The organism is Crocosphaera watsonii WH 8501 (assembly GCF_000167195.1).
Taxonomy (GTDB): Bacteria; Cyanobacteriota; Cyanobacteriia; order Cyanobacteriales; family Microcystaceae; genus Crocosphaera; species Crocosphaera watsonii.
Genome location: NZ_AADV02000007.1, coordinates 33,708 through 58,032, shown reverse-complemented (window position 1 = coordinate 58,032; position 24,325 = coordinate 33,708). Strand labels below are relative to the sequence as shown.

The 24,325-nt window shown below is 37.5% G+C and carries 22 protein-coding genes and 1 pseudogene; 12 read left to right on the top strand and 11 right to left on the bottom strand.

Annotated features, from left to right (window positions below):
* Positions 1–116: 116 nt before the first annotated feature.
* Positions 117–2,090 carry a M10 family metallopeptidase gene (locus CWATDRAFT_RS11675; RefSeq protein WP_157134071.1) on the bottom strand — a complete coding sequence of 658 codons (1,974 nt, stop codon included), beginning with the start codon at positions 2,088–2,090 and terminating at the stop codon, positions 117–119.
* Positions 2,091–2,585: 495 nt separating this feature from the next.
* Here CWATDRAFT_RS11675 and lysA point away from each other — a divergent pair, with 495 nt between their 5' ends.
* From lysA to CWATDRAFT_RS11650, 5 genes are all read left to right on the top strand, one after another.
* On the top strand, positions 2,586–4,010 hold the full coding sequence (gene lysA, locus CWATDRAFT_RS11670; protein ID WP_007305178.1) for a diaminopimelate decarboxylase: 1,425 nt from the start codon (positions 2,586–2,588) through the stop codon (positions 4,008–4,010).
* 106 nt (positions 4,011–4,116) lie between these two features.
* The gene (gene cdaA / locus CWATDRAFT_RS11665; RefSeq protein WP_071905577.1) at positions 4,117–4,998 is read left to right on the top strand and encodes a diadenylate cyclase CdaA; all 882 of its coding nucleotides are present in this window, start codon (positions 4,117–4,119) and stop codon (positions 4,996–4,998) included.
* The gene (locus tag CWATDRAFT_RS11660) at positions 4,995–5,750 is read left to right on the top strand and encodes an isoprenyl transferase (RefSeq protein ID WP_042711453.1); all 756 of its coding nucleotides are present in this window, start codon (positions 4,995–4,997) and stop codon (positions 5,748–5,750) included. The genes cdaA and CWATDRAFT_RS11660 overlap by 4 nt, the downstream gene beginning before the upstream one ends.
* Before the next feature lie 967 nt (positions 5,751–6,717).
* Positions 6,718–7,098: a hypothetical protein gene (locus CWATDRAFT_RS11655; protein ID WP_007305181.1), complete on the top strand. Its 381-nt coding sequence runs from the start codon at positions 6,718–6,720 to the stop codon at positions 7,096–7,098.
* Between the two features lie 251 nt (positions 7,099–7,349).
* On the top strand, positions 7,350–8,876 hold the full coding sequence (locus tag CWATDRAFT_RS11650) for a TGS domain-containing protein (protein WP_007305182.1): 1,527 nt from the start codon (positions 7,350–7,352) through the stop codon (positions 8,874–8,876).
* A gap of 48 nt (positions 8,877–8,924) precedes the next feature.
* On the opposite strand, the gene CWATDRAFT_RS11645 is transcribed toward CWATDRAFT_RS11650, so the two are convergent.
* The 5 genes and pseudogenes from CWATDRAFT_RS11645 to CWATDRAFT_RS11625 all read right to left on the bottom strand — a co-directional run bounded on the left by CWATDRAFT_RS11645 (position 8,925) and on the right by CWATDRAFT_RS11625 (position 13,131).
* The gene (locus CWATDRAFT_RS11645) at positions 8,925–9,224 is read right to left on the bottom strand and encodes a hypothetical protein (protein ID WP_007305168.1); all 300 of its coding nucleotides are present in this window, start codon (positions 9,222–9,224) and stop codon (positions 8,925–8,927) included.
* Positions 9,202–9,498 carry a DUF2281 domain-containing protein gene (locus CWATDRAFT_RS11640; protein ID WP_007305167.1) on the bottom strand — a complete coding sequence of 99 codons (297 nt, stop codon included), beginning with the start codon at positions 9,496–9,498 and terminating at the stop codon, positions 9,202–9,204. The genes CWATDRAFT_RS11645 and CWATDRAFT_RS11640 overlap by 23 nt, the downstream gene beginning before the upstream one ends.
* A 59-nt stretch (positions 9,499–9,557) precedes the next feature.
* A pseudogene (locus CWATDRAFT_RS11635) lies at positions 9,558–9,983 on the bottom strand (DUF29 family protein).
* Positions 9,984–10,191: 208 nt separating this feature from the next.
* Positions 10,192–11,550: a ribosome biogenesis GTPase Der gene (gene der, locus CWATDRAFT_RS11630; protein ID WP_042711456.1), complete on the bottom strand. Its 1,359-nt coding sequence runs from the start codon at positions 11,548–11,550 to the stop codon at positions 10,192–10,194.
* A 51-nt stretch (positions 11,551–11,601) separates the two neighbouring features.
* Positions 11,602–13,131, bottom strand: a complete 1,530-nt coding sequence (locus CWATDRAFT_RS11625) for a phosphomannomutase/phosphoglucomutase (protein WP_007305164.1) — start codon at positions 13,129–13,131, stop codon at positions 11,602–11,604.
* 397 nt (positions 13,132–13,528) lie between these two features.
* On the opposite strand from CWATDRAFT_RS11625, the gene rfbB reads away from it, so the two are divergent.
* The 6 genes from rfbB (at position 13,529) to CWATDRAFT_RS11595 (ending at position 17,911) form a co-directional block, all read left to right on the top strand.
* Positions 13,529–14,605, top strand: coding sequence for a dTDP-glucose 4,6-dehydratase (rfbB, locus tag CWATDRAFT_RS11620; protein WP_007305183.1), 1,077 nt, complete (start codon positions 13,529–13,531; stop codon positions 14,603–14,605).
* A gap of 60 nt (positions 14,606–14,665) precedes the next feature.
* A complete protein-coding gene (locus CWATDRAFT_RS11615; RefSeq protein ID WP_007305184.1) occupies positions 14,666–15,220 on the top strand; it encodes a Uma2 family endonuclease in 555 nt (184 codons plus the stop codon).
* Positions 15,221–15,243: 23 nt separating this feature from the next.
* Positions 15,244–15,762 (top strand): molybdenum cofactor biosynthesis protein B, encoded by a 519-nt coding sequence (gene moaB, locus CWATDRAFT_RS11610; protein WP_007310471.1) that lies wholly within the window; start codon positions 15,244–15,246, stop codon positions 15,760–15,762.
* Between the two features lie 76 nt (positions 15,763–15,838).
* Positions 15,839–16,234, top strand: a complete 396-nt coding sequence (locus tag CWATDRAFT_RS11605; protein WP_007305186.1) for a GlcG/HbpS family heme-binding protein — start codon at positions 15,839–15,841, stop codon at positions 16,232–16,234.
* 172 nt (positions 16,235–16,406) lie between these two features.
* On the top strand, positions 16,407–16,706 hold the full coding sequence (locus CWATDRAFT_RS11600) for a hypothetical protein (protein ID WP_007305187.1): 300 nt from the start codon (positions 16,407–16,409) through the stop codon (positions 16,704–16,706).
* 158 nt (positions 16,707–16,864) lie between these two features.
* Positions 16,865–17,911 (top strand): CobW family GTP-binding protein, encoded by a 1,047-nt coding sequence (locus CWATDRAFT_RS11595; protein WP_007305188.1) that lies wholly within the window; start codon positions 16,865–16,867, stop codon positions 17,909–17,911.
* Positions 17,912–18,106: 195 nt separating this feature from the next.
* Here CWATDRAFT_RS11595 and folE read toward each other — a convergent pair whose 3' ends face one another.
* From folE to cysS, 3 genes are all read right to left on the bottom strand, one after another.
* On the bottom strand, positions 18,107–18,763 hold the full coding sequence (folE, locus tag CWATDRAFT_RS11590; RefSeq protein WP_007305163.1) for a GTP cyclohydrolase I FolE: 657 nt from the start codon (positions 18,761–18,763) through the stop codon (positions 18,107–18,109).
* Between the two features lie 443 nt (positions 18,764–19,206).
* Positions 19,207–20,001, bottom strand: a complete 795-nt coding sequence (locus tag CWATDRAFT_RS11585) for a PEP-CTERM sorting domain-containing protein (protein ID WP_007305162.1) — start codon at positions 19,999–20,001, stop codon at positions 19,207–19,209.
* 152 nt (positions 20,002–20,153) lie between these two features.
* Positions 20,154–21,602 carry a cysteine--tRNA ligase gene (gene cysS, locus CWATDRAFT_RS11580; RefSeq protein ID WP_007305161.1) on the bottom strand — a complete coding sequence of 483 codons (1,449 nt, stop codon included), beginning with the start codon at positions 21,600–21,602 and terminating at the stop codon, positions 20,154–20,156.
* A gap of 1,060 nt (positions 21,603–22,662) precedes the next feature.
* On the opposite strand from cysS, the gene CWATDRAFT_RS11570 reads away from it, so the two are divergent.
* Positions 22,663–23,259: a CpcT/CpeT family chromophore lyase gene (locus CWATDRAFT_RS11570; protein ID WP_007305189.1), complete on the top strand. Its 597-nt coding sequence runs from the start codon at positions 22,663–22,665 to the stop codon at positions 23,257–23,259.
* A 51-nt stretch (positions 23,260–23,310) separates the two neighbouring features.
* On the opposite strand, the gene CWATDRAFT_RS11565 is transcribed toward CWATDRAFT_RS11570, so the two are convergent.
* Together CWATDRAFT_RS11565 and hisI are read right to left on the bottom strand one after the other, a co-directional pair.
* Complete coding sequence (locus CWATDRAFT_RS11565) at positions 23,311–23,703, bottom strand: hypothetical protein (RefSeq protein WP_021832070.1); 393 nt, start codon at positions 23,701–23,703, stop codon at positions 23,311–23,313.
* A 127-nt stretch (positions 23,704–23,830) separates the two neighbouring features.
* Positions 23,831–24,316 carry a phosphoribosyl-AMP cyclohydrolase gene (hisI, locus tag CWATDRAFT_RS11560; RefSeq protein ID WP_007305159.1) on the bottom strand — a complete coding sequence of 162 codons (486 nt, stop codon included), beginning with the start codon at positions 24,314–24,316 and terminating at the stop codon, positions 23,831–23,833.
* Between the last annotated feature and the right edge of the window lie 9 nt (positions 24,317–24,325).

Genomic DNA, 24,325 nt, shown 5'->3' with positions numbered 1-24,325 from the left:
TTCAGTAATAATTGCAGTAGTATTTTGCAGACTACTTAAACCCTCCCCTAAAATGGGTAAATTCGTATCAAAAAGTCCACCATTATTGTTACTGGTACTACTTGCAGTAGTAAGACTTAATGAACTAGGACTACTATTAGGACTGCTAGATGAACCATTAACCGAACTAAATAAGTCACCAAAAAGTCTATAATTTGCTGAAAAATAGAGCCTGAATTATGTTTTAATAAATCCGCAACTTTACCTTGCTGATTAGTTGCTTGATAAAACTTTTGTGCTGTTAAAGTGTGTACTGTTAAATTTGTGTCAAGAAAATTAAGATTTTCAATGTTAATTAAAATATCAGTCTGAACGCTCTCACTCCCTCTAGCATGAATGATTTTAATTTGATTATTATCAATAACTTCATAATCATAGTTTTGAGGAGCATCTGAAAAAATGGCTGTATCTTCTCCCTCTCCACCATCAATAAAATCATTCCCACCATTGCCTTCTAAGGTATCGTTACCTCCGTTTCCTTCTAAGCGATTATCTATATTATTTCCTATTAAAGTATCATCACCCTGGCCACCTTTTATATTTTCAATAATGACATTAACAGGAATTTGTAAATTACTCCTTGCTGGTTTGTAAGTTTTATTATTTAATCCAATATTAGCATATCCAGCAGCTAAATCAATGGTAACTTCGTTGCTTTGCTTCGCAGCAGAAATGGTATCATTTCCTCCTGTGTCCCAAATTGTTTGCATAAAGTTTTCATTGTCTTCCCAACTATAAATATCATCTCCACTACGAGTATTATTATTAACACCATATAAATACTGAATAGCTGCAACGTCTAAAATTTGGGGGGTTCTAGGAAATACCCCAGGATTTAACTTTGATTCATTATAAGACATTATAGTGTATTCATAATTATCCTTAAAACCTACAATTTGATCACCATCACTGGTTTCGTGAGGATGTTCTAATCCCAAAGCATGACCAATTTCATGAATTATAGTGAAAAAAACATCAGTGCCCGGTTTAAAGTTCGTTTCGTTTCTATCAATCCAAATATCTCCTATTTTTTTATCAAAATTAGGTGAATAGGGAAATTCTAAGAGAGATGAGGGAGTGTACGCTAATCCTGCTGCATCTGACATTCCCATTTGATCGGTAAGAAACGCATAACCAAAATTTAAAGTGCCTCCTTCACCACCATTCGCTGTTTCATCGACTTCTTGAAACTGGATATTAGCTATATCTGAATAGAGTTTAAGCGCATCTACAATGAACTTTGTTGTATCCTCAGAAAAGGGTTGTAATAAAGTGGCTAAATTTCCATCAACATTTACACTGTCACCATCGATGTCATAGTAATTAGGAACAGTTGTCATAAAACTGTAAGTGATCACAAGGGGAAGTTCTGAACTACCACTAATGGATACAGGAGTTGTCTCCACAGAGTTCACACCACCAATTGTATTAACATTCCCCCATCTCGCTACTGGTCCTGTTAACAGTCCATAAAGATCATCCTCTACTACAGAAAATTCAGCATTAATTGTTTGATTATTAATGATTATTTCATTTTGATCTTCTTCTTGTTGCCATTGTTTTAATTGATCCCTTGTATAGCTTTCTCCTATAACTACAGCAGCCAAAATTCTACCCTCATCCCCTGCTATTTCTTCCTCATTTAATTGTGCTTCTACACTGTGACCAATTTCTTCTAACCAGACTGCTACGAATGCTTGTATATACTGGTTATCACTATTAATATCTTCTACGGTTTCAAATTGTAAAACGGTATCCCTGACCAACTTTTCTGAGAAATAAATGGTATTTGTCTCCCTGGAAAATGCCCCCCGAAACTGAGTATTATCCACAAATTCTATGGGAGATAACCCTTCCCAGTTATGATTACGCCAATCTTCAATAAGATTTAATGCTGCTTGTTCCTCAAAGCGATCGCCAAACGCTAGGCGGAATTTTTCCAGTAGTTCCGCTTCAGGTAAACTAGCAAAAGATTGTAATTGTAACTGAGTCTCTAACCAAACCTCCCCTAAAACACTTTCAACAATGTCTGCATTAAGATCAGAAAACATTGAAGTTTGGGTATAGTGAAATTTGGTAGATGTACTCATAACTTTAACTATCTTAGCTCGCCTGTGATGCTTAATTTTGACTCAATCTTATGTAAACTAGATAGGTAAGGGTGAAAAATTAACAAAAATATAATTCTTTCTTGTTTAATATAAAAAAAAGATTAAGATTCAACAAGAAAAAATAAGTTGATAATTCTACCCCTTGGATAGCAAAACTGACTCTGCTGATCTTATTCCCAACACGCTCCCTTTATAGAAAAACTAAAAAATTATAAAGATCCCCAATTATCCATGAGCAGGAAGATGTTACCATTATGGAAAAATTGTGGTGCTAACAATAAAATAGTATTAATATAAGAAGAGAACGAGCAAAGACCTTGATTATTAAAGCTAAAATTTTACTCTCGAAATAATTTTAGTTTTATTTTTGGGTTTGCCCTAACTACCCCGAGTCTCCCAACTGCTTAACAAAGTTACCCACTAGACCAGGAAATTATGATAGCGACACCAACAAAAACCCCTCACACGGGACAAGACTACCTACCAAAAAAGGTCACAGAGACTACCCAATTATCCCCTAACCAGTCTTTATTGCCCCTAACCGCTAACATTAATAATCATGATCACCTAGAAATCGGCGGTTGTGATCTTCAGACCCTGGTTGAACAATTTGCTTCCCCCCTTTATATCCTCGATGAAACAACCCTGAGAACCGCTTGCCATCAGTATAGAGATGGATTCAAAACCTACTATCAAGGAGAGTCTCAAGTCATCTACGCCTCAAAAGCTTGGAGTTCTCTGGCCGTTGTTGGTGTCATCGCCACAGAAAATTTAGGATTTGATGTGGTATCAGGAGGGGAACTTTATACAACCCAAAAAGCTTTAACACAACTAGGATATTCTTGTCAAGAAATTGCTCAGAAAATTTACTTTCACGGTAACAATAAATCCGTTGCCGAACTAGAACAGGCCCTGGAAATGGGTTGTACCATCATCGTTGATAACTGGTTAGAACTACAAACCCTAGTGCAACTGGGTGAAACGATTCCCAACCAGAAGACTCCCATTCTCATTAGACTAACCCCAGGTATTGAATGTCATACCCACGAATACATTCGCACAGGACACCTAGACAGTAAATTTGGCTTTGATCCCAATCAACTCGAAACAGTCTTTAGTTATATCGCCGAACAAAAATCCCTGGATTGTCGAGGACTCCACGCCCATATTGGTTCCCAAATTTTTGAGAGACAACCCCACCAAGACTTAGCCGGGGTATTAGTGGAATGGCTAAAAATTGGACAAGAATACGGACTCACCCTATCAGAATTAAACATCGGTGGTGGCCTAGGAATTCGCTATACAGAAGACGACGATCCCCCCAGTATTGAAGAATGGATCAAAGCTGCCAGTGAAGCGGTGATGAAAGCTTGTCAACGCTCTGGTATTCCCTTACCCAAACTGATAGCCGAACCCGGGCGATCGCTAATTGGTTCCGCTTGTGTGACAGCCTACACAGTAGGAAGCAGTAAAGAAATTCCAGACATACGTACCTATGTTGCAGTTGATGGGGGAATGTCAGATAATCCCCGTCCTATTACCTACCAATCCTCTTATAGCGTGGTTCTAGGTAACAAAATGTCAGCGGAGATCAATGAAACCGTAACCGTTGCAGGAAAACACTGCGAGTCAGGAGACATTGTAATTAAAGATGCTCAGTTGCCTCAAACCCATCCAGGGGATATTCTAGTAATCATGGGAACAGGAGCTTACAATTATAGTATGGCATCCAACTATAATCGCTTGCCCCGTCCGGCAGCGGTTTTGGTCAACAATGGAGAAGCTAACTTAATCCTAAAACGGGAAACTTACGACGATCTGATTCGACAAGATTGTTTACCCGAAAAGCTTCTCTCCTAAATTCCCTTATCCTTAAACTCCTTTTTGTTCTCATCGAGCATCTATCTTGTCATCTTACTTCCTGTCAAGTCAGTCTACTGAGCAACACTGGACAAGGCCAGACGTAATTCAAGGGCTAATTCATAACAGCATTGATATCGGTTTAGTGCTATTGCTAACCTATTTAATGCTTTTAGCCATTGGTGAACGTCGTACCCTGTATATGGTTCGGGGGCTTATCATTCTCATGTTGGCAGCAGTGATCAGCGAAAAGCTCCAATTTTCACTGCTACAGTTCGTGCTGGAAAAATTGGTCTTAGGGGCAGCCGTGGCCATGGCTGTTATTTTCCAAGGAGAATTTCGACGTTTTCTAGAATTGTTGGGACAGGGTAAAATCTTACAGTTTTTCAAACGAAAACCCAGCAGTATCAAAACCAATAATGTTATAGATGAACTGGTAGAAGCTGTCAGAGAACTTTCCCAAAACCGTACAGGAGCCTTGATCGTTATTGAAACTTCTGGCTCCATCGATATGAGAGTCTTTGTGGATCAAGGTGTACCCATTGATGGGGAAATTTCTAAAGCCCTTCTACAAACTATTTTTCAGCCCAAAACCCTACTCCACGATGGGGCGGTTTTCATTCGGGGGACTCGCATTATTTCTGCTGGGGTCATTTTACCCCTCTCTGATAAAACCTTCTCCCGTCAACTCGGGACGCGACATCGTGCGGCCATGGGTATAACGGAAAGCTTGGATCAATGTCTATGTATTATTGTCTCCGAAGAAACCGGTTCCATTTCCCTCGCTGAAAAAGGAGTTTTGGATCGTCCCCTAACTAGCAGTAAACTAAAAGAGCTACTAGACAAAAAATTTGCTTTACTTGTTAAGGGAGAGTCTGTAGCTCCAGGATGGGGTCTTCTCAGTCGTATTATCGGCCCAGAGGGAAGACGCTTCTTACAAACCACCGTTCGTACATTGTCATCGAACTCATCAGAAGAGAAGAAATGACGCAGCCTATTGTGTTAAAGGACTTACCAAGCGATCTCGATCCAAACCGTTTTCCCCAACATATCGCCGTCATTATGGACGGTAATGGCCGTTGGGCAAAACGTCGTGGCCTGCCTCGTATTATGGGACATCAAAGAGGGGTGGATACTCTCAAAGATGTACTCCGTTGTTGTAGCGATTGGGGGATTTCGGCTTTGACAGCTTATGCTTTTTCAACAGAAAATTGGGGACGACCCCTCGAAGAAGTGGATTTTTTGATGACTTTGTTTGAAAGGGTTCTGCGCCGTGAATTAGAAGAAATGATGACTGAAAACGTGAGAATTCGCTTCGTGGGGGATTTAGATGTGTTGAGTCCTTCCCTACAGGCAGAAATATCTCGTTCTATGGAAGATACGGAAAATAATACTGGGGTTCAATTTACCGTGGCGACTAATTATGGTGGCCGTCAAGAAATTGTCCAAAGTTGTCGGGCGATCGCTCAACAGGTAAAACAGGGATTATTGAATTTAGATGATATTAATGAAAGTTTATTTGAAAATTTCTTGTATACCAAAGGTATTCCTGACCCCGATCTTTTAATTCGTACCAGTGGAGAAATGCGGATTAGTAATTTTCTGTTATGGCAGTTGGCCTATGCAGAAATTTATGTGACACAAACCCTTTGGCCTGATTTTGATCGTCATACTCTCCACGATGCTTTATTAAATTATCAGCAGCGAGAACGACGGTTTGGGAAGGTGGGAAAGGCTTAATTTGACCTGAGATGAATTAGCGGTGCGGCAGCACTCGCGGAGCGAGACCGCCGATATTTATAATCGGATCAACTTTGAGAATAGTTAAATGGTGGAAGTGAATTTTTTTGTTATAATTCTATATAAAATTATGATATTTTAAATGTTTTTGGAGGTAAAATAATGACTTTGCAGGAAATTATCAAATCTTTTGAGAGTTTATCAGGAGATGAACAAGATTTATTGCTAGAAATGTTCCATAAATATAGGGCTGAAACTAGAGAAAAACAAATTTGAGTTAATGTTGAGGAATTAAAACAAGCAATAGCTACAGGAACAGCTAAAAAAGGAACTGTAGAAGATTTAATTGCTGATTTGAATGAGGATTAAAATGGATCTTATATGGTTCTAAATTAGTGTTTGCCATTATGCCTAAATCAGACAATTTCTGAAAATATCTGAAGGCGCAAAGAGATGCGCCAAAATGTTGTTTTAGAATCGACACCATATCACACTACAAAAAGTACAAAAGTACCATATACAATGAGAAAAATAGCCACAAGAATGGAGAATAGGGGTTAAAGGTGCGTTGTTCATCAATTTCTCCTGATTTTGCTTGTTTAGTTCCTAGCATTTCTTCGTGGTTACCTAGTTCTTTACAGCTAGGGAAAATCAATAGGAATAGCCACCCTAAAATAATCCTGAAGAGGGTTGATACACTGGGGAAATTTGTCATAAGGTGATAAAAGTAAAAGATACTTTGGGACACTCCTAAGTTCCGGAGTGTCTTTTTTTTATAGTATCATAATCATAAGGAAATGCAAGCTATAGCTAGTAAAGTAGAGTAAACATGGCTTTTTCTGATTTTTAAACCACAAAATACAGGGCATATTCTGATAAGTTCTATTTTGTACTTTGACTTGTCAGTTAAGATTGTTAATGATCTTGACACTTGACATTTGCTAAATTGGCTGGATCGTATAGAATTATGGAAATTGATAAAGTTCCAATTAATTCGATTGTTCGTTTTAATAATGTCATGCCAAATTATTCTCCTAATACTCAAGGTCTTAAAGAAAATCGAGGAGTAAAACCTTCTTTAAACAAAAAAGAGTATTCTATTAAGCTATCACCAGAGAAAAAAGCGGATTTAGAAAAAATAGCCCAAGAATTCGGGTTTAAACATGGTGGAAAGGGTTCCCTTTCTGCATTACTTGAGGCGATCGCCGATGATGAATTGATGTTAGTACAGACCCCCCCTTCCCGTCGCAGATCACCTGGTCAAGACAATAATACTGATATTGATGGAGATGAATATGGTGATGAATTGCTCAAAAAACGCAAAAGGAACTACTTAAAAGATAATTAAGGCTTTCATAAGAAATTTTTGCTGTTTTATCGTCTATGTCTTAGGACAGCTTAAACTTATAGTACATTTAAGCTGTCCTTATACAGAAAAATTAGTTACTTACCCTTTATTGTACTTTTTTCCATGTACATTGGGATTGACATCTTCGACCTCCATATATATTGGGACTGAAATCCCATAAAGGAATTCTATAAATTAAAGCATCAATGATGAATTGAATTCTCTAAAATCAATTATGAATCCTTCTCGTTATGCACAAACATATTGTTCTGGACTACCTTACACTCCTCGCTTTAATTCTTGAACGTCCGTTTAGTTCTCAACAACGTAACAATTTATCTGCTTTTAAACACAATATCAAAATTATTAATCGCTTCATCGAGCAAGAGATTCTACGAGTTGAACAGTCTATACTTTGTCATAATCATTGTATTGAACTTGTTGATCAACTCATTGAAGATGGGGAATTATTATCTAGTAGGATTCTAGACTATCTTGAAAAAATTAGCAACTTAGGTAGAATTCATGACAATATAGATTACGAAAAGATTTTTCAGCTTGCTAATAAATTAAGACCCTATCCCCCAAAAGTTACCTTTCCTGATGTCGTTAACTTAATTTTTGCTTTAGAAATTGGTGCAGAATTGCTTATAACGATTAAAGTAAATAAACTTCAAGAATTTATAAAAAAGAATGAAGACTTACTGTTTCAAGAGTATCCAGACTATCGAGATTTAGAAATATTTGATGAAACATCTCTAGTAAAATGGATAAAAGAATATGATCCACAGAAAACTGAAACAATCACCGTTTTAACTGAGAGCAATGAAGAAAAAGAAATACCAGAAGGGTCAACAGTATTAGATTTTGCCTACAAAATTGGCCCCAGGTTAGGGAATCATTGTGTTCAAGCTTTAGTTAATAATAAATCTGTTTCACTTGATTATGTTTTAGAATACGGGGATAAAATTAATATTATAATTGATAAAGAATTTGGACAACCTAAAGAAGAATGGCTAAAATTTGTTTACACAAAAAAAGCAAAGCATGAAATAAAAAAATGGTTTCGTCGTCATAATATCAGTCAAGGTAAAGCTTTGATTATGAATGAATTTTCTAACAAATATAGTCTCTATGGTACAATTTTTCAATATGTTGCAACTACATTAATGTACAAAACTCCTGATGGGTTATATGAAGATTTAGGTAAAGGAATAATTGATATTCGTAAAATAAAAGACACACTTCGCATTTATTTTAAATATTATGAAAGTTTAGTTAGTGAAGAAAATTTGGAATTAGATAATCACATAGATAATCCAATTGACGGACAAAGTGCTGATGAATACAAAATTTGTACCCACTGTCAACCTTTTCCTGATGACTCATCTGAAATCATCGGAATTATTAAAGTCCGTAATGATAAAAGAATTTTATATATTCATAGTGAAGATTGTTCACAAATCAAAAATGTTAATCCAGATAACAAAAGGGTTATTAATTGGAGTTATAGTTGTCAACTTTGTACCGTCACATTAAAGATCAGAATGCAAGATAGGGAAGGGATATTACGCCATATTTTAAACGATATTCCTCCTCATTTTCGTTTTCATGTTCGTACCGTTACCCCTGTGAATAATCAGTCTGATGATAGAATTGGTGTTGCAGTTATTAATTGTTTAGTTTCTTCCAAAAAGCAACTTGATTTCATTCTCCTTGAACTCAAAAGCAAACCAGCTATTTTACAGGTTCAAATATTAAAAATCACCCCTGGATAAGCTAGTTATCTAGATAGATAATATTTATCCTAAAATTAATTCTATTTCTTACTTTCTATCCTTAGCTTTTTCATAAGCAAGATCATGTTCCGCAAAACTTAAAATAAACACTCGTTTAGGTGCAGGTTTTTCATAAATACGATAAACTAAACGATAACTAACCCCATTTTCATCAATTTCTAATGCGCGATATCCTCTTAAATCTCCTTTGAGGGTATGATTATCTAACCCTAAACAATTGTAGGGATCTTCGACAAAAATAGAATTACAAAAATCCTCAAAGTCTTTCCTTAACCCTTCAGATAATTGAGGTAAATCTTCTTCTCTAACAAGATGATTGACTTTCACTTGATACCTTTACTTTGTACCCACGTTTTCTTAAATTCTCCAAACTAGATTCAACATCAATTTCATCACCGATATCAACAACAGTTTCCCATTTATCAGGGTTATCTGGATCATCAAGATCCTTCATACGTTCAATAGCTAATTCTTCAGCAGATTTTCGAGAGGTTTCTGGTTGATATTTTATCATTAAAAACTCAATAAAATCTAAAACCTCTTCTTGTTTATCAGGGGGTAATAAACGGATTTTTTGTGTCAGTAAATCAATGGTGTTCATTTTCGATTTTTTTACTTAGTTAACTAATTTCTATTTTAGCAAATTAATCGCCTTAACGTTTATTTTTTTAAAATTAATTCTATTCCTTCCTCAATAATAGCGGTTTTATTCATCATTTCTCCTAGTTCTTATGCTTCATATTTACCTCTAAATGCTTCTAAAGATGCTTGTCTCAATGCTGAATTATAAGCATCTTCTAAAGTTTCTCTTAACTCTACTGGGTTTAGATAATTTCCTCCAGTTTTACGCCGTTTATCTGTACGTTGAATTTGTCTAACAGAGTTAGCAATAGATACTTCCCAGGATCTTGTACTACGTTTTTCTGCCTGTTGTTTAATGAGATTTAATAATAGGATAATACTGAAACTAAAAATTTTATTGAGCTTATCATCTTTGCTCATTTCTGTCAACTCTTCAACCAATAACAAAGCATCATCAATATTCCCTGCTAATAACAAATCTTTTAACTCAAATAATTCTTTCATTTGCTTATTTCTCCTAATACCATTTTCATCAACTTAGACTACATAAGTTTGTCTTGTAGGAGTTAACGGCCGTTAACCCCTACTTTAGGAAATTGGTATAAACTTAATAATGTTACAAATAAACATACGGTGGGCAATTTTAATTAAAGTTAAAACCTTAACATAAAGATAGTTTTGAGTATTGCCCACCCTACGGATTTTTCTTCATTTAAACTTTGGTTGCTCTGTTTAAACTGGGTTCAACATCTCGCATTTTCTTACCTCTCCAGAACAGACGAATAGGAGTCCCTAGAAAACCAATTTGTTCGCGAAACTGTCGCTCAATATAACGTCGATAATTATCGTTAAATCGCTTAGGATCGTTAACAAATAAGGCAATGGTTGGGGGTTGACTGGATACTTGGGTTCCGTAATAAATTCTTCCCTGTTTCCCTTGTCTAGTGGTTGGAGGTGAATGCCATTTTGCTGCTTCTTCTAATACTTCATTGACCACAGATGTACTCACCCGACGACGATGTTCTTCTACTGCTACATCCACCAATTTAAATATTTTTTCTACTCTTTTTCCTGACATAGCACTAACAAAAATTAGATCCGCCCATTCCATAAAATAAAGTCGAGACATGACCTTTTTCTTATACTCATAAATGGTGTAAGAATCTTTGTCTATGGCATCCCATTTATTAACCACAATAATAGCAGCCCTTCCTTCATCAATAATGCGATCTGCTAACTTGATATCTTGGTCGGTAACGCCCTCAATAGCATCAATGACCAATAAAACTACATCCGCCCGACGAATAGCTTTAAAGGCTCGATTAATACTGAAAAATTCCGCCCCATAATTAACATTCTTTTTGCGACGAATACCAGCCGTATCGATTAAGCGATAGGTTTTTTCTCCTCGTTCTACAACCGTATCAATAGCATCTCTGGTTGTCCCAGAAATAGGACTGACAATGGCTCTTTTTTTCCCTAAAAATGCGTTCAATAAACTGGATTTTCCCACATTAGGACGACCAATAATAGAAACATTGATCTCTTCTCGATCAGGTAACTCATCAGGAGACGGTAAATAGGTAATTAATTCATCTAATAATTCCCCTGTCCCGTTGCCATGAATACCAGAAACGGGGTAAGGTTCCCCTAGTCCTAATTCCCAAAATTCCGCAGCTTGAATCAATCCTTGATCTGGTGATTCACATTTATTAACCGCTAATAAAACGGGAACCTCTTGCTGTCTTAACCAGTCCGCTATCTCACTATCCCCGGCTGTTAAACCCAGTTGCCCATCTACAACAAAAATAGCTACACTGGCCTCTGTTAAAGCTGCCATGGCCTGTTCTCGAATCAGGGGCAAAAATTCTGTCTCATCGTCGAAAACCAGTCCCCCGGTATCTACCACTTGAAAATCACGATCAGCCCAAAATGCAGGGCGATAAGTGCGATCGCGGGTAATCCCTGGTTCATCGTGTACAATAGCCTGTCTATCCTTAGCCAAACGGTTGACAAAGGTTGATTTGCCCACATTCGGTCGTCCAATAATCGCTACAATCGGTAATGCCATAATAGTTAATCTAGGATTTTGTTGTTGAACACACCTCATCTAAACCAATGATTATAATACATGAAATGCTGTTAAATCTAAAGCATCAAAATCTTTCAAAAATTCCAAAACTCGATTGGCAATCTTTTTAACTCCGCCGGAAACATTAGATTCTACATTCAGAGGAATAACAGGATCATGCAAAGATAAACGCAGTAATAACCAGCCATTTTCATCCCCAGAGCAACAAGAAATTCTGACTCCTTCATAATTATTAGGAACCAGTTGCCAATCATCTTGAGTTATTACAAATTCTTTTAGTTTTTCGATTACCTGATTACCATAATCTTGAAAACTTTCTGTATTAATTTTTACCCTAAATTCTTGACTTTCTTCAGGTTCTCGTAATTTGGCAATGAACTCTGCTAAATTTTTCCCTTCTTGTTGACAGTTTGCTAATTTGATTAACAGTTTTGTAACCAAATAAGCCCCATCGTCTAGAAAATAGTTTTCTTTCATCGCACCGTGACCAGAAGTTTCGATAGCTAACCATGATTCTTGCCCTTCATTATTTAATCTAATTGCTTCATTAATGACATTTTTATAACCTCTTCTAAAGCGATGATGAACACCATTTAATTCTTGTGTAATAAATTCACTTAAGCCATCAGAGGTAATAGAGTCTGTTACAATGGTTGACCCTGGATGTTCCTTTAAAATCATGGCAGAAATCAAAGCGATTAAGCGGTTGCGGTTCAATTCTTTGCCAAAATTATCAACAGCAGCCCCCCGATCTACATCCGTATCAAAAATAATCCCAAAGTCTGCTTTATTATCAATAACTGCTCGACAGATAGATTCCATGGCTTCTTCATTTTCAGGATTAGGAATATGATTAGGAAAAGTACCATCAGGATCTAAAAATTGACTGCCTTCGGTATCAGCACCTAAAGGTTTTAGGACTTTTTCTGCATAAAATCCCCCTGCACCATTTCCGGCATCTACAATAATTTTTAGACCTTTTAATGGTTGCTCAAAATTTTCTGTGTGATTAACTCCTTCCCTAACTTTTTTGACTAAACCTTCAGAATAGACGCTAATAAAATCATAATCTTTTATATTTCCTTTTTCTGTTCCAACTGGAAAATTATTATTTTCAGCTAAATTTAAAATCTCGGTAATATCTCCCTTGTTTAGTCCTCCATTTTTTGTGAAAAACTTTAAGCCATTACGATTAAATGGGAGATGACTGGCGGTTAACATAATAGCCCCATCGCAGCTTAAATCGGGGTTGATGGTACTCATGAACATAGCAGGAGTCGAAGCAATTTCAAAATTATAAACTGTGCTTCCTAATAAACTAATTCCTTCGCTGGCTGCTGCTAGTAAATCAGGACCCGATAAGCGACTATCACGACCTAAAGAAATAATTAATTTCGAGGCACTTTTACCTAATTTTTTCTCTAACCAACTAATAAAAGCTTGACCCAAAATCTTAGCAATTTCAGGGGTTAAATTAACGGACTCACCGGGGATTCCCTCTAAAGCAACCCCACGGATGTCTGAGCCATTTTGTAGTTTTTTCCAATCAAAATTTTGCATAAGGATTTTTTTAATTAAAAAACTCTGATTTTATTTTACCCCCTATCTTCTAATGAGGGGTAAAATTTCGACAGAAATTGGATTTAGAAAATGATTCCTTATGCTGTTTTCAGAGTTCGGAGTTAGGTGTATCGCTTAGGAAGGCTCTGTCTAGGGTTAGTGACACTCCCCCTCAAAGTGGGCATTCCATATCCCACGAGTGAACTGTGTAGGATGTAGAATGCAGCATCCTGTCAAATTAGGTTGGTTAATCGATGGCAAAAGTCACCAAATTTATATTTATCCTTCCCAAATAGAAGTAAAATGTTTAAAGAATCCCATAACTGTAAGCGATAAGCCTATTTTGTCGGGGTTTCAGTTGCAAATGAATACAATTTGGTAATTAAATTATTAGCTTATGTCATTATCTAAAGAGAAGAAGAGTATCTTAATCACTGGTGGTGCTGGGTTTATTGGCTCAAATTTTGTGCATCATTGGTGTCAGAATTATTCTGATGATCAAGTTATTGTTTTAGACGCTTTAACTTATGCAGGAAATCGTCAAAATTTAGCTGATTTAGAAAATAGAAAACAGTTTAAATTTATTCAAGGGGATATTTGCGATCGCCCTTTGATTGAGAAAATTTTAAAAGAAGAACAGGTCACCACTGTTGCTCATTTTGCGGCAGAATCTCATGTGGATCGTTCTATTCTAGGACCGGATGCTTTTGTTCAAACCAATGTCATTGGAACTTTTACCTTATTAGAGAGTTTTCGTCACTATTGGAATGAGCAAGGAAACCCAGAAAACTCTCGTTTTCTCCATGTGTCTACCGATGAGGTTTATGGGAGTTTAGAGGCTGATGATCCGGCTTTTTCAGAAGTAACTCCTTATGCTCCTAATAGTCCTTATTCTGCCTCAAAAGCAGGGAGTGATCACCTAGCAAGAGCCTATTTTCATACTTATAATCTACCAACAATTATTACCAACTGTTCTAACAATTATGGTCCTTATCATTTTCCTGAAAAACTAATACCCTTGATGTGTATTAATATCTTATTGGGGAAACCATTACCTGTATATGGAGATGGACAAAATATTAGAGATTGGTTATATGTCGGAGATCATTGTTCAGCACTAGAAACAGTAATTAACAAAGGAAAAGCAGGAGAAACTTATAATATTGGAGGCAATAATGAAGTTAAAAATATTGATTTAGTAACCATGTTGTGTGAGTTAATGGATGAGTTGGCTTCGGACTTACCAGTTAAGCCGGCCAAAGAATTAATTACCTTTGTTAAGGATCGCCCTAGCCACGATCGCCGTTATGCTATTGATGCTACAAAAATTAAAACAGAATTAGGTTGGACTCCCAAAGAAACCGTAGAAAATGGGTTAAGAAAAACCATTGAATGGTATCTTAATGATCAAAAATGGTGGCAACCTTTACTATCAAAAGACTATCAGGAGTATTATCAAAAAGTTTATGGATGATAAAAATTTTAATTGATTAAAGTAGGGAATAGATTAACAATGACTAACAGTTAAGTAATAATGTTAAGTATTGGAACACAAAAAAGCGATCGCATTACCACAATTACTAATACAACTTGGGCTGAATATATTAGTTTAGATTTGCCAAGTAAACGAGTGTCTTTTCGCAATGGAGTTATTACTGTCTTGTCTCCAGGACGTAACCATGAATTAATTGGTGATTATATTAGAGCAATTATTTGGGCTTACTGCCGTCAAAACAATATTGCACTTTTTCCTTACAATCAAACGACTCTTAAAGAAGAGGGAAAAGAAGGAAAAGAACCTGATGTTGCTTACTGTTTTGAAATAGACAAAGACAGGCCAGATTTAGCAGTAGAAATAAATCTAACATCAGGAAGTATTGATGATTTAACCAAATATCAATACTTAAAAATTCCTGAAGTTTGGCTATGGGAAAACAACAAAATTAGATTCTTTGTTTATGGTGATTCAGGATATTCAGAATTAACGATAAGCAATGCTCTGCCTAATTTAACCTGTGATCGCATTACAACAATTGTCAATAGTTGTTTTGGCAAAAGTGTTTTAGAAGTAGAAAAATATTTTTATTAAAAATTAACTTACAAGTAACAAAAATGAACCAAAAAGAATCTTTAATTTCCTTAAAAGTTGCCGTCCTAACAGTTTCTGATACAAGAACCGAAGCTGACGATAAATCTGGCAAAATCTTAGTGGATAATTTAACCACAACAGGTCATTTATTAGCAGAAAAAACTATCGTTCCCGATAACATTTACCAAATTCGTGCGGTAGTATCTAGATGGGTTGCAGATGAATCTGTCCAAGTAATTTTAAGCACTGGTGGTACAGGAGTTACAGGACGAGATGGTACACCAGAAGCCATTAAACCACTCTTAGACAAAGAAATTGAGGGGTTTGGTGAGATATTTCGCATGATTTCCTATCAAGAAATCAAAACCTCTACCATTCAGTCTCGATGTTTGGCTGGCGTAGCTAATGGTACTTATATCTTTTGTTTACCTGGTTCTAGTGGTGCTTGTCAAACAGGATGGAGTATTATCAAAGAGCAACTTGATTCTCGTAATCGTCCTTGTAATTTAGCTCAGTTGATACCGAGATTGACTGAAAGTTAAAGACAATCAAATGGGATTGTTTAATAGCCTGTAATTTGCTAGTGTACTTAAAGTCTCAAGTCCAATGGAGGGATTAATGGTTACATTAGAAGATGCCAGAAGAGTAATTAGTGCGGCCGAAAAAAAAGCGATCGAAATTGGTCAACCCATGAATATAGCAGTAGTGGATGGGGGAGGAAATTTGGTAGCCCATGTACGAATGGATGGAGCTTGGATCGGAAGTATCGATATCTCAATCAAAAAAGCTTACACTTCTAGGGCGTTTGATCTGGCCACTAAAGATTTAGCCGAACAGAGTCAATCAGGAGGACAATTTTTTGGGATTCATGCCTCTAATAATGGCAAAATCATGATTTTTGCTGGAGGAATACCCCTTTCTAGTGAGGGACAAGTAGTGGGGGGAATTGGAGTTAGTGGTGGGTCAGGAGAGCAAGACCATGCCGTAGCCGAAGCTGGAGCAGCCGCATTTTAATAGTTGAAAGCACCATTTCAGATAGATAAGCTAAAATCAGGCTTGGGGAAGTATATTTATTTCTTCTCGCTTGATTTTATCTTCATCGTCCGTCGTGATTACGCAGTCCCTAATTTTCGATTATCAAATCCGTGCCACCTTACGTCGCAAGCACCATAATCCTCCAATCTGGATGGAGAATCATTGGCATGATTTTCAAATTACCTTACACCTTCGCGCTCAACGTAATCCATCTGATATGTATGGATTAGATATGGTAGATATGGAACAGCGATTACAGGAATGGGGAGAGCGTTTACCGATAATTGTGAACGATTTTCCCCTATGTCCTGGAGGAACAACAGAAGAACTCTGTTGCTATTTTGCTTCTATTCCTTTAGATAGTGATGTGACGTTAATTGGAGTTTCCGTCGCTGAAAATTCAGAACGACTCACTTATCTATCCATTAGCCAGAAATCAGAAGCTGAGTAGTAAATTTCTCTACGAACAAAAAATATTGCTATTGTTTCATGCCACCGATGATCATAAATCCATCTCCGATATCTTAAAATGAGAATGATTATCATTCTCATAATAGTGTAAATTAATAATCATTATCGAAATATCCCGCAACAAATTAACTTAAGACTATGACTCCTCTAAATTTCAATCTATCCGATGCTCTGCCATCTTTACCAAAAAGTGGAATGCCAGTCACCATAATTACTGGTTTCTTAGGTAGTGGAAAAACCACTTTACTCAATCAAATTTTACAGAATAAAGATAACCTGAAAATAGCGGTCTTAGTTAATGAGTTTGGTGATATTAATATTGATGAGCAACTTCTCATCTCAGTAGAATCAGATATGATAGAATTAGGCAATGGTTGTATTTGTTGCACCATTAATGATAGTTTCATTAATACTGTCTATCAAGTCTTAGAAAGAGAAGAAAAAATAGATTATTTAGTCATTGAAACAACAGGATTAGCAGACCCATTTCCCATTATTATGACTTTTCTTAGTACAGAATTAAATTTTTTAACTCGTCTTGATGCTATCATCACAGTAGTTGATGCAGCTGGTTTTGATGCTAAACATTTTGATAGTGATGCCGCTTTAAGACAAATTAGATATGCTGATATGGTTATTTTAAATAAAATTGACTTAGCAACTGAAGATAAAATTGACAAATTAAAAGCATTTATTAAAGAGATTAAACCAGGATTTAGAATTTTAGAAAGTGAATATAGTAGAGTTCCTTTACCTTTAATTTTAGATATTGGCTTAACTCAAACAGATACCTATAAAGCTGAAATACCAGAGTTTAGACGCAACAAATCTGCTTTTAACAATCATTTAGAAGGCGATGGTTTTAGTTTTGTTTCCTTTAAAAGCGATTGCCCTTTTGAACTTGAAAAATTTGAACATTTTTTATCCCAACAATTGCCCAGTAATGTATTTCGTGCTAAGGGAATACTATGGTTTCAAGAAAGTCCTGCTCGACATATTTTTCAACTGAGCGGACCTCGCTACGATATCCAAGGTCATGATTGGACAACCAATCCAAAAAACGAACTTGTATTCATCGGGCGTGATTTAGATGAGTCATTAATTAAACAACAGCTTAATGAATGCTTAGTCAAGCCAAATGTTCCCCATCAATTTAGTTTACTCAATGTCTTTTCAAAGGGTTAAAAAACAAACCCTAGAAGAAGCAGCCGAAAATCGAAATTTACGTTTAGCGGCTATCCAAGAAGTTATCAAGTGACAATTAACAATTAATAAAGTCAAGAGAAGGATTTGGGGGCAAATTCTCAGAACTTGAACACCCTAGCAAAGAACGGTAGAGATGAGCTTAAAACTCATCTCTAAAAGTGCCACACAAATCCCTTAACGCAACCTAGGATTGTGTTGAACCAAGCTCATAAACTCCTGACGGGTTTTAGCATCATTGGCAAATTCCCCTCTAAGCGCACTGGTGGAAGTCCAAGCACCAGGTTTTTGCACTCCTCGCATTACCACACACAGATGACTTGCCTCTACAAGCACAGCCACCCCTTTCGGTTTTAGCAATTCTTGTAGTGCATCTGCAATCTGTGCGGTAAGTCGTTCCTGTGCCTGCAAACGTCGTCCGTACATTTCACAAATACGAGCAATTTTTGAAAGTCCAATTACTTTACCATCAGGAATATAAGCTACATGAACTCGGCCTAGAATAGGTAATATATGATGTTCACAGGAACTAAATAGGTCAATATCACGAACTAAGACCATTTCATTAGTATCTTCATGAAATACTGCCCCGTTAAGCAATTCTTCTAAAGATTGATTATAGCCAGAAGTGAGAAATTTAAGGGCTTTAACTACTCGTTTTGGTGTATCTTTCAATCCTTCTCGGTCTGGATCTTCTCCTAATCCCAATAGTAAAGTCCTTACCGCTTGGCGCATCTCCTCTTCAGAGACGGCAGGGTGTTTTGTCGTCGTTAATGATGGTAATTTATGATCGATTCTGTTAACTTGATTGGGTTTGGAGTGAGCTAAGGTCATAAGTTTGAGTTAAATTAAATAGATGAAGTTTTCCCGAATATCATCATCAACACCAGGGATAGCAGGAATGATACTAAATCCCATTTAGATACCCCTTTTATCTTTCTAGTTGAGGAGGGTGGGGAGTGTGGGGAGGGTGGGGAGTGTACTTCGACTTCGCTCAGTAACAGGGAGGAAAGAGAGCAAAACTATAAAGAGGTTTTGACAATCGGATTTGGTATGAAACGCTGTCCTGAAGCATAAATGGTGGCAGCTTGTGCTTGACCGACGGATAAAAGTAATTCCAAAGCCATGAGGACACACTCACCTTAATGTCCCAAGGAGGCTGACGTTATACGAATGTTAGCGAGAGATTAGTCTCAATTTGTCAATAGGAGTTAACAAAAATTAAATGGGATTGACCTGGGTTCTGCCCCGCCCTCAACGTAGTCGGGTGCGGTACTTCACTGGCGACGTATCTTGCGACTAGCTACCAGCAACATCGCACCTGACAATAATGCCAGAGAACTAGAAGATTCAGGCACAGGCAGAGGACCTTGAGCATGTGGGCCAAATGTCTCGATTGATCCAATTTGAACATCTATTTCTGCGGGGCCAAAAATACCTAACTGAATTGCACCTATATTAGTGAAATCAGCAGTTCCAGTAAAATCACTAAAGCTAAAGTCTTCAACCCTTTGTGTCATAATTGCTGAATCAAAGAGGCGAGACAAAGTGGAGGTGTTATTATTCATGTCAAATACGCTGAGAGTCAACTCCATACCTGATAAATCGCTCGAGAGTATCTCAACTTCAAAATCAATCGCTTCACCCCCCTGTGTTAAGTCGAATCCCCCCAGACCCGTGTGATCTACTGTCAACGGGCTGTCATTTCCATCCCATGTGATAAAAGCTGAACCTGCAGAAACAGAATTATTGGAGAAGCTGAGAATTCCTCCATTGACTGAGACAGTCGTTGACAATGGGTCCATTGATCCATCATTGATCGCTTGGATATCACGATAATCACCAAGGATCATTCCTGCGCCCTGTACCTCAGAAGCATTAGGAATACCCATACCTGCTGGATCACCAACCTGCTGTGGAGTATCAAAGAAGTCAATTTCGGTGCCAATTACATGAGCCAGAGCATTGCTGGGACTCAATAAGGATGCGCCTATTAGAAAGCCTGTAAATGGCCACACTCCTTTCAAAGCTCCAAAGACTGATAAATTAATGCTTTGCCTAAAATCTAACATCTTTTTTTCCTCCACACACAAATAATAATGATAATCATTCTCATTTTAGTCCGAAAAATTATGGTTGTTTGAACTATTATTCTTAAAAAAATCGAAAGCTTTAATCGTTGGGGGAGGAACTGCCCCCAGACAAGGAAGGAAAGTTAAATCTGCTATGAGCTATAAACAATACTGGTTTCTCCATTAGGTTGATCGATGAGAGTAATTCCCATTTCTTGTAATTGTTCCCTAATGCGATCGCTTTCGGCGTAATCTTTTACTTTTCTGGCTGCATTACGTTGTTGAATCAATTTAGTAATTTCTGCCTGATCGAAGTTATTTGTATCTTCTGATCCAACTTCAGATTTAGCTTCTAATCCTAAAATCCCTGCTAAATGAACTAAAGTTTGCCATTGTCGTTGTAAATCTTCCCCATCAGTAGTGATTTTACCTTCATGGGTTAAGAGATTTCCTTCTCGACGAAGATTTTTAGCTAGTTCAAACAAAACAGCTAATCCCCCAGGAGAATTAAAATCATCATCCACTGTTGCTTTGAATTGTTCTATAACAGCAGAGTCGAGTTCTTGGTTTTTCTCCCAACCCAATCTATTGCCATATTTTTCCCCAAAGAGTAGGCCTTGTTGTAAAGTCTGCCAACCATTGGTTGCTGAACTAATGGCCTCTTCAGTAAAATCTAGAGGCTTGCGGTAATGTGCCTGTAAAACAAACAATCTAATTACCATTGGCTCTAGGGGACGATTTAATAACTCGCGAATTGTTGTAAAGTTGCCCAAAGACTTAGACATTTTTTCCCCATTCACCGTTACCATGCCATTATGCACCCAGTATTTAGCCAGGGGTTTACCGTTAGCAGCTTCTGACTGAGCAATTTCGTTTTCATGATGGGGAAACACCAAATCCCCTCCACCACCATGAATATCGATAGTTTCTCCTAATAACCCCCTCACCATAGCAGAACATTCAATATGCCAACCAGGACGACCCTCACCCCAAGGAGAATCCCAAGCCGGTTCTTCTGGTTTCGCACTTTTCCAGAGGGCAAAATCTGAAGGATGTTTTTTATGGCTATTTGTAGGATCACTAACTGCTACTCTACCACTAGCCCCCGCTTGCATCATTGACTGGCTACGTCCAGAGAGTTTGCCGTATTGTTCAAAAGCTTCTACATGAAAGTAAACGTCTCCATCCGCAGCATAAGCATAGTTTTTTTCCAGCAATACCTCAATTAATTGTTGAATTCCAGAAATATTATCGGTGACACGGGGATATTCATCGGCATCCATAACATTTAAGGGACGGATATCTTCAAAATAAGCTTCTATAAAACGTTCAGAAATATCCGCCATCGATACCCCTTGTTCTTGGGCGCGACGTAGAATCTTATCATCGATATCCGTAAAGTTCTGCACGTAGGTTACTTCATATCCCCGCCATTTCAAATAGCGACGTACCATATCCCAGATAATATAGGAACGGGCATGACCTAAATGGCAATAATCGTAGACAGTCACGCCACAGCAATACATAGTGACTCTACCTGGTAGAAGAGTTACAAAGGGTTCGAGGCGACGGGTTTGAGTATTGTAGATTTTTAAAGTCATCGATGTTATGGAACTATCTGTGAAGGGGTAAAGGCGGAATAGGGGCTAAAATGCCTTATGAGAAGATTTTTGGGTTAGTTTAGACAAGTCATATTTTTGGGTTAGTTCGTCTCCTGAATATTGATAATCATCATCATTTTATCCTAAAAATATCGGATTGAAGACCCTCGGTTTTACCAATGGGGCGCTTCGCGCGTCTTCGACGGGCAACTTCGACTAATATATAAACCTATGCCTGGTGCGCGTGCTGGTAAGGAGGGAACCTCCGAACAGTTCGCTCCGCTTCTAGCTTCCTTAAAAAAGTTTTACACACAAAAAACAGCCAATCAGAAATGACGCGATTAAGCTTCCACAACTAGGATGGCTTCAATGGCGACTCTCAAGACCTATCCCCGATTGATTCGATGTCAAACAAGCCAGGGTGGTCAGAAAAGCATCTGGTTATTTTGTGATGCTGTCACTACAGCTAGATGTTGATGTCCAATCCTCGTGGGTTGGACTTAGGCTATGACAAATTTGTGGCTACTTCCGACGGGGAAGAAATTAAGCGACCATTATTCTTAAAAACCTTACAGCTTCAGCTTAAATTGCTACAACGTAGGTTAAAGAACAAGCGGAAAGGGTCAAATAAGTGGACTCAGAGCGACGGGGAGTATCGGTCACGATGCTCTAGTTGGTGGGGGACGAAGCAGAAAACTAGCATCGTGAGGTGTTAGAATCCCTCGGCTATGCCGACGGGAGTATGTCAACTCGTTCTGAAAAATATGAGACACGGATTTCAGGTTTTCTGATCACTCTGTGCGAAATTCCGAAAGTGTCAGAGACAGGTTCCTAATAGATTGACAATTCATAGCAATATATTTAATATTACAGTAATTTGGGTTTTAATCAAACAATATCTAATCACTTAGTGAATTACTTTTTGCGAGCGAGAATTATGTTTAAATTAGCAAGTATCCGTTTAACTGTTTTGCTTTCTATTATAACTTTGACTCCCCAAAGTTATGCAGCAACGATGGAGTCTGTTACTATCTTACAATAACTTGAACAAGTAGTTAAATTGTTTACTGGAGAATTTAGTAATTATCCTCAATTTAACAACGATAATACTGTTCCTTTAATCACCATGTCTAATTGTTCAGTCGATATCATTGGTGGCAGTTTTGGCAGTGATACAGAATCGATTTTTTTAGAACAAAACTTTTTAACAAGTCCTCAACCTCCTCGTCTCAGACATTATGCGTTTAGTGCTGGAACTGAAAGCATAAATCTCAGTGTTCGTAGTTTTGACTCCATCAGTGGCTTAGGGGGTCTTTGTAATTTAGCCCCGTCAGAAAGATCACTATTATTTAGTAATATTAACTCCGAAAGTTGTGACCTTGAACTATTTAGATTATTAGAGCCAGTTCGTTATTCAGGAACCAATTCTCCCGATGGTTGTCCGGCGGCTAGCAATGCCTTTATAACAGTAATTTCTACCTTGTCAATTCAAGAAAATAAGATAGAATCTTTGGATCTCGGTTTTGTAGGAGAAAACCAAATTTTTGGAACTCCTATTACTTTTACTCCCGTTAATGAATCAAGTTCAGTCACAGGTTTAATTACTTTATTTATTATGGGGACAGCTTTTAAAATTAAAAAATCAACTCGGGTTTAACTTATTTACATCATCGGGATGGACGGAGTTTCTTCCCCAATTACAATTTTCTTAATTTTTAGGGGGTGAAACAGGAGTCGGAAAATTTCCTACAGGAGTTCCATTGAGAGTAATAGTGGGGTTTTGGTCACAAAGACCAAACTTTGCTTGCCAACGAGACGGAAAATATGGGTCAATAAATGTAATCTCAAATCGACCCCAATGATAATTAGGTTCACCATCGATTCCTTCTCTATAAGTATCGCAACGACGAGAAGAAGTAGATTGTACCCAATAACCATTATAAGAGCCTCGATTCTTAAATTTACCCCCCAAACCGTCTATAAAAATATGTCCCAGTCCATCCCCATAACTCCAAACTGCTGTGTTTTTTCTATCTTCAAGATAAATTACTCTATATTCTTCCGTTGACCAAACTTCATCCCCATAGGCATTTTTAGGCATACATAGAACATTTAAGAAGACAAGTAAAAGTAAAAAATAATTATGTTTCATATTTGATTTAGTTTCATTAATTAAACAGCGATCGCCCGAACTTTCAAAAGCTATTCCTTAAGGCGATCGCACTTATTTACAATTGCGTCGGGTTAGGGGCATCGCCATAAACGGCTTTGGGATCAAATGTTTTCTCGGTTTCAGTAAAAGTTAACTGTAGTGGTTGCTGGGAATCAATAGCACTTTTACCCGTAGGAATACTGCGATAAAAACAAGAACGATAACCCACGTGACAACTAGCCCCCGAACCAGCTACTCTAACCTGCATCCAGAGACAATCTTGGTCATCATCAATGGTTAACTGCGCCACTTTTTGTACAAGTCCACTGGATTTACCTTTATGCCATAATTGCTGACGACTGCGACTGTAATAGTGAGCTTCTCCGGTTTCAATGGTTTTAACTAAAGCCTCTTCATTCATATAAGCGTGCATCAGCACTTCACCGGTGTTGACATCGGTGGTAACCACTGGAATCAAACCATTGCCGTCGAATTTGGGAGCAAGGAACAAACCTTCTTCTACTTGTTCTACTGAAGTTCTGGCACTAAATAAGGGATTCATATTAGTTCA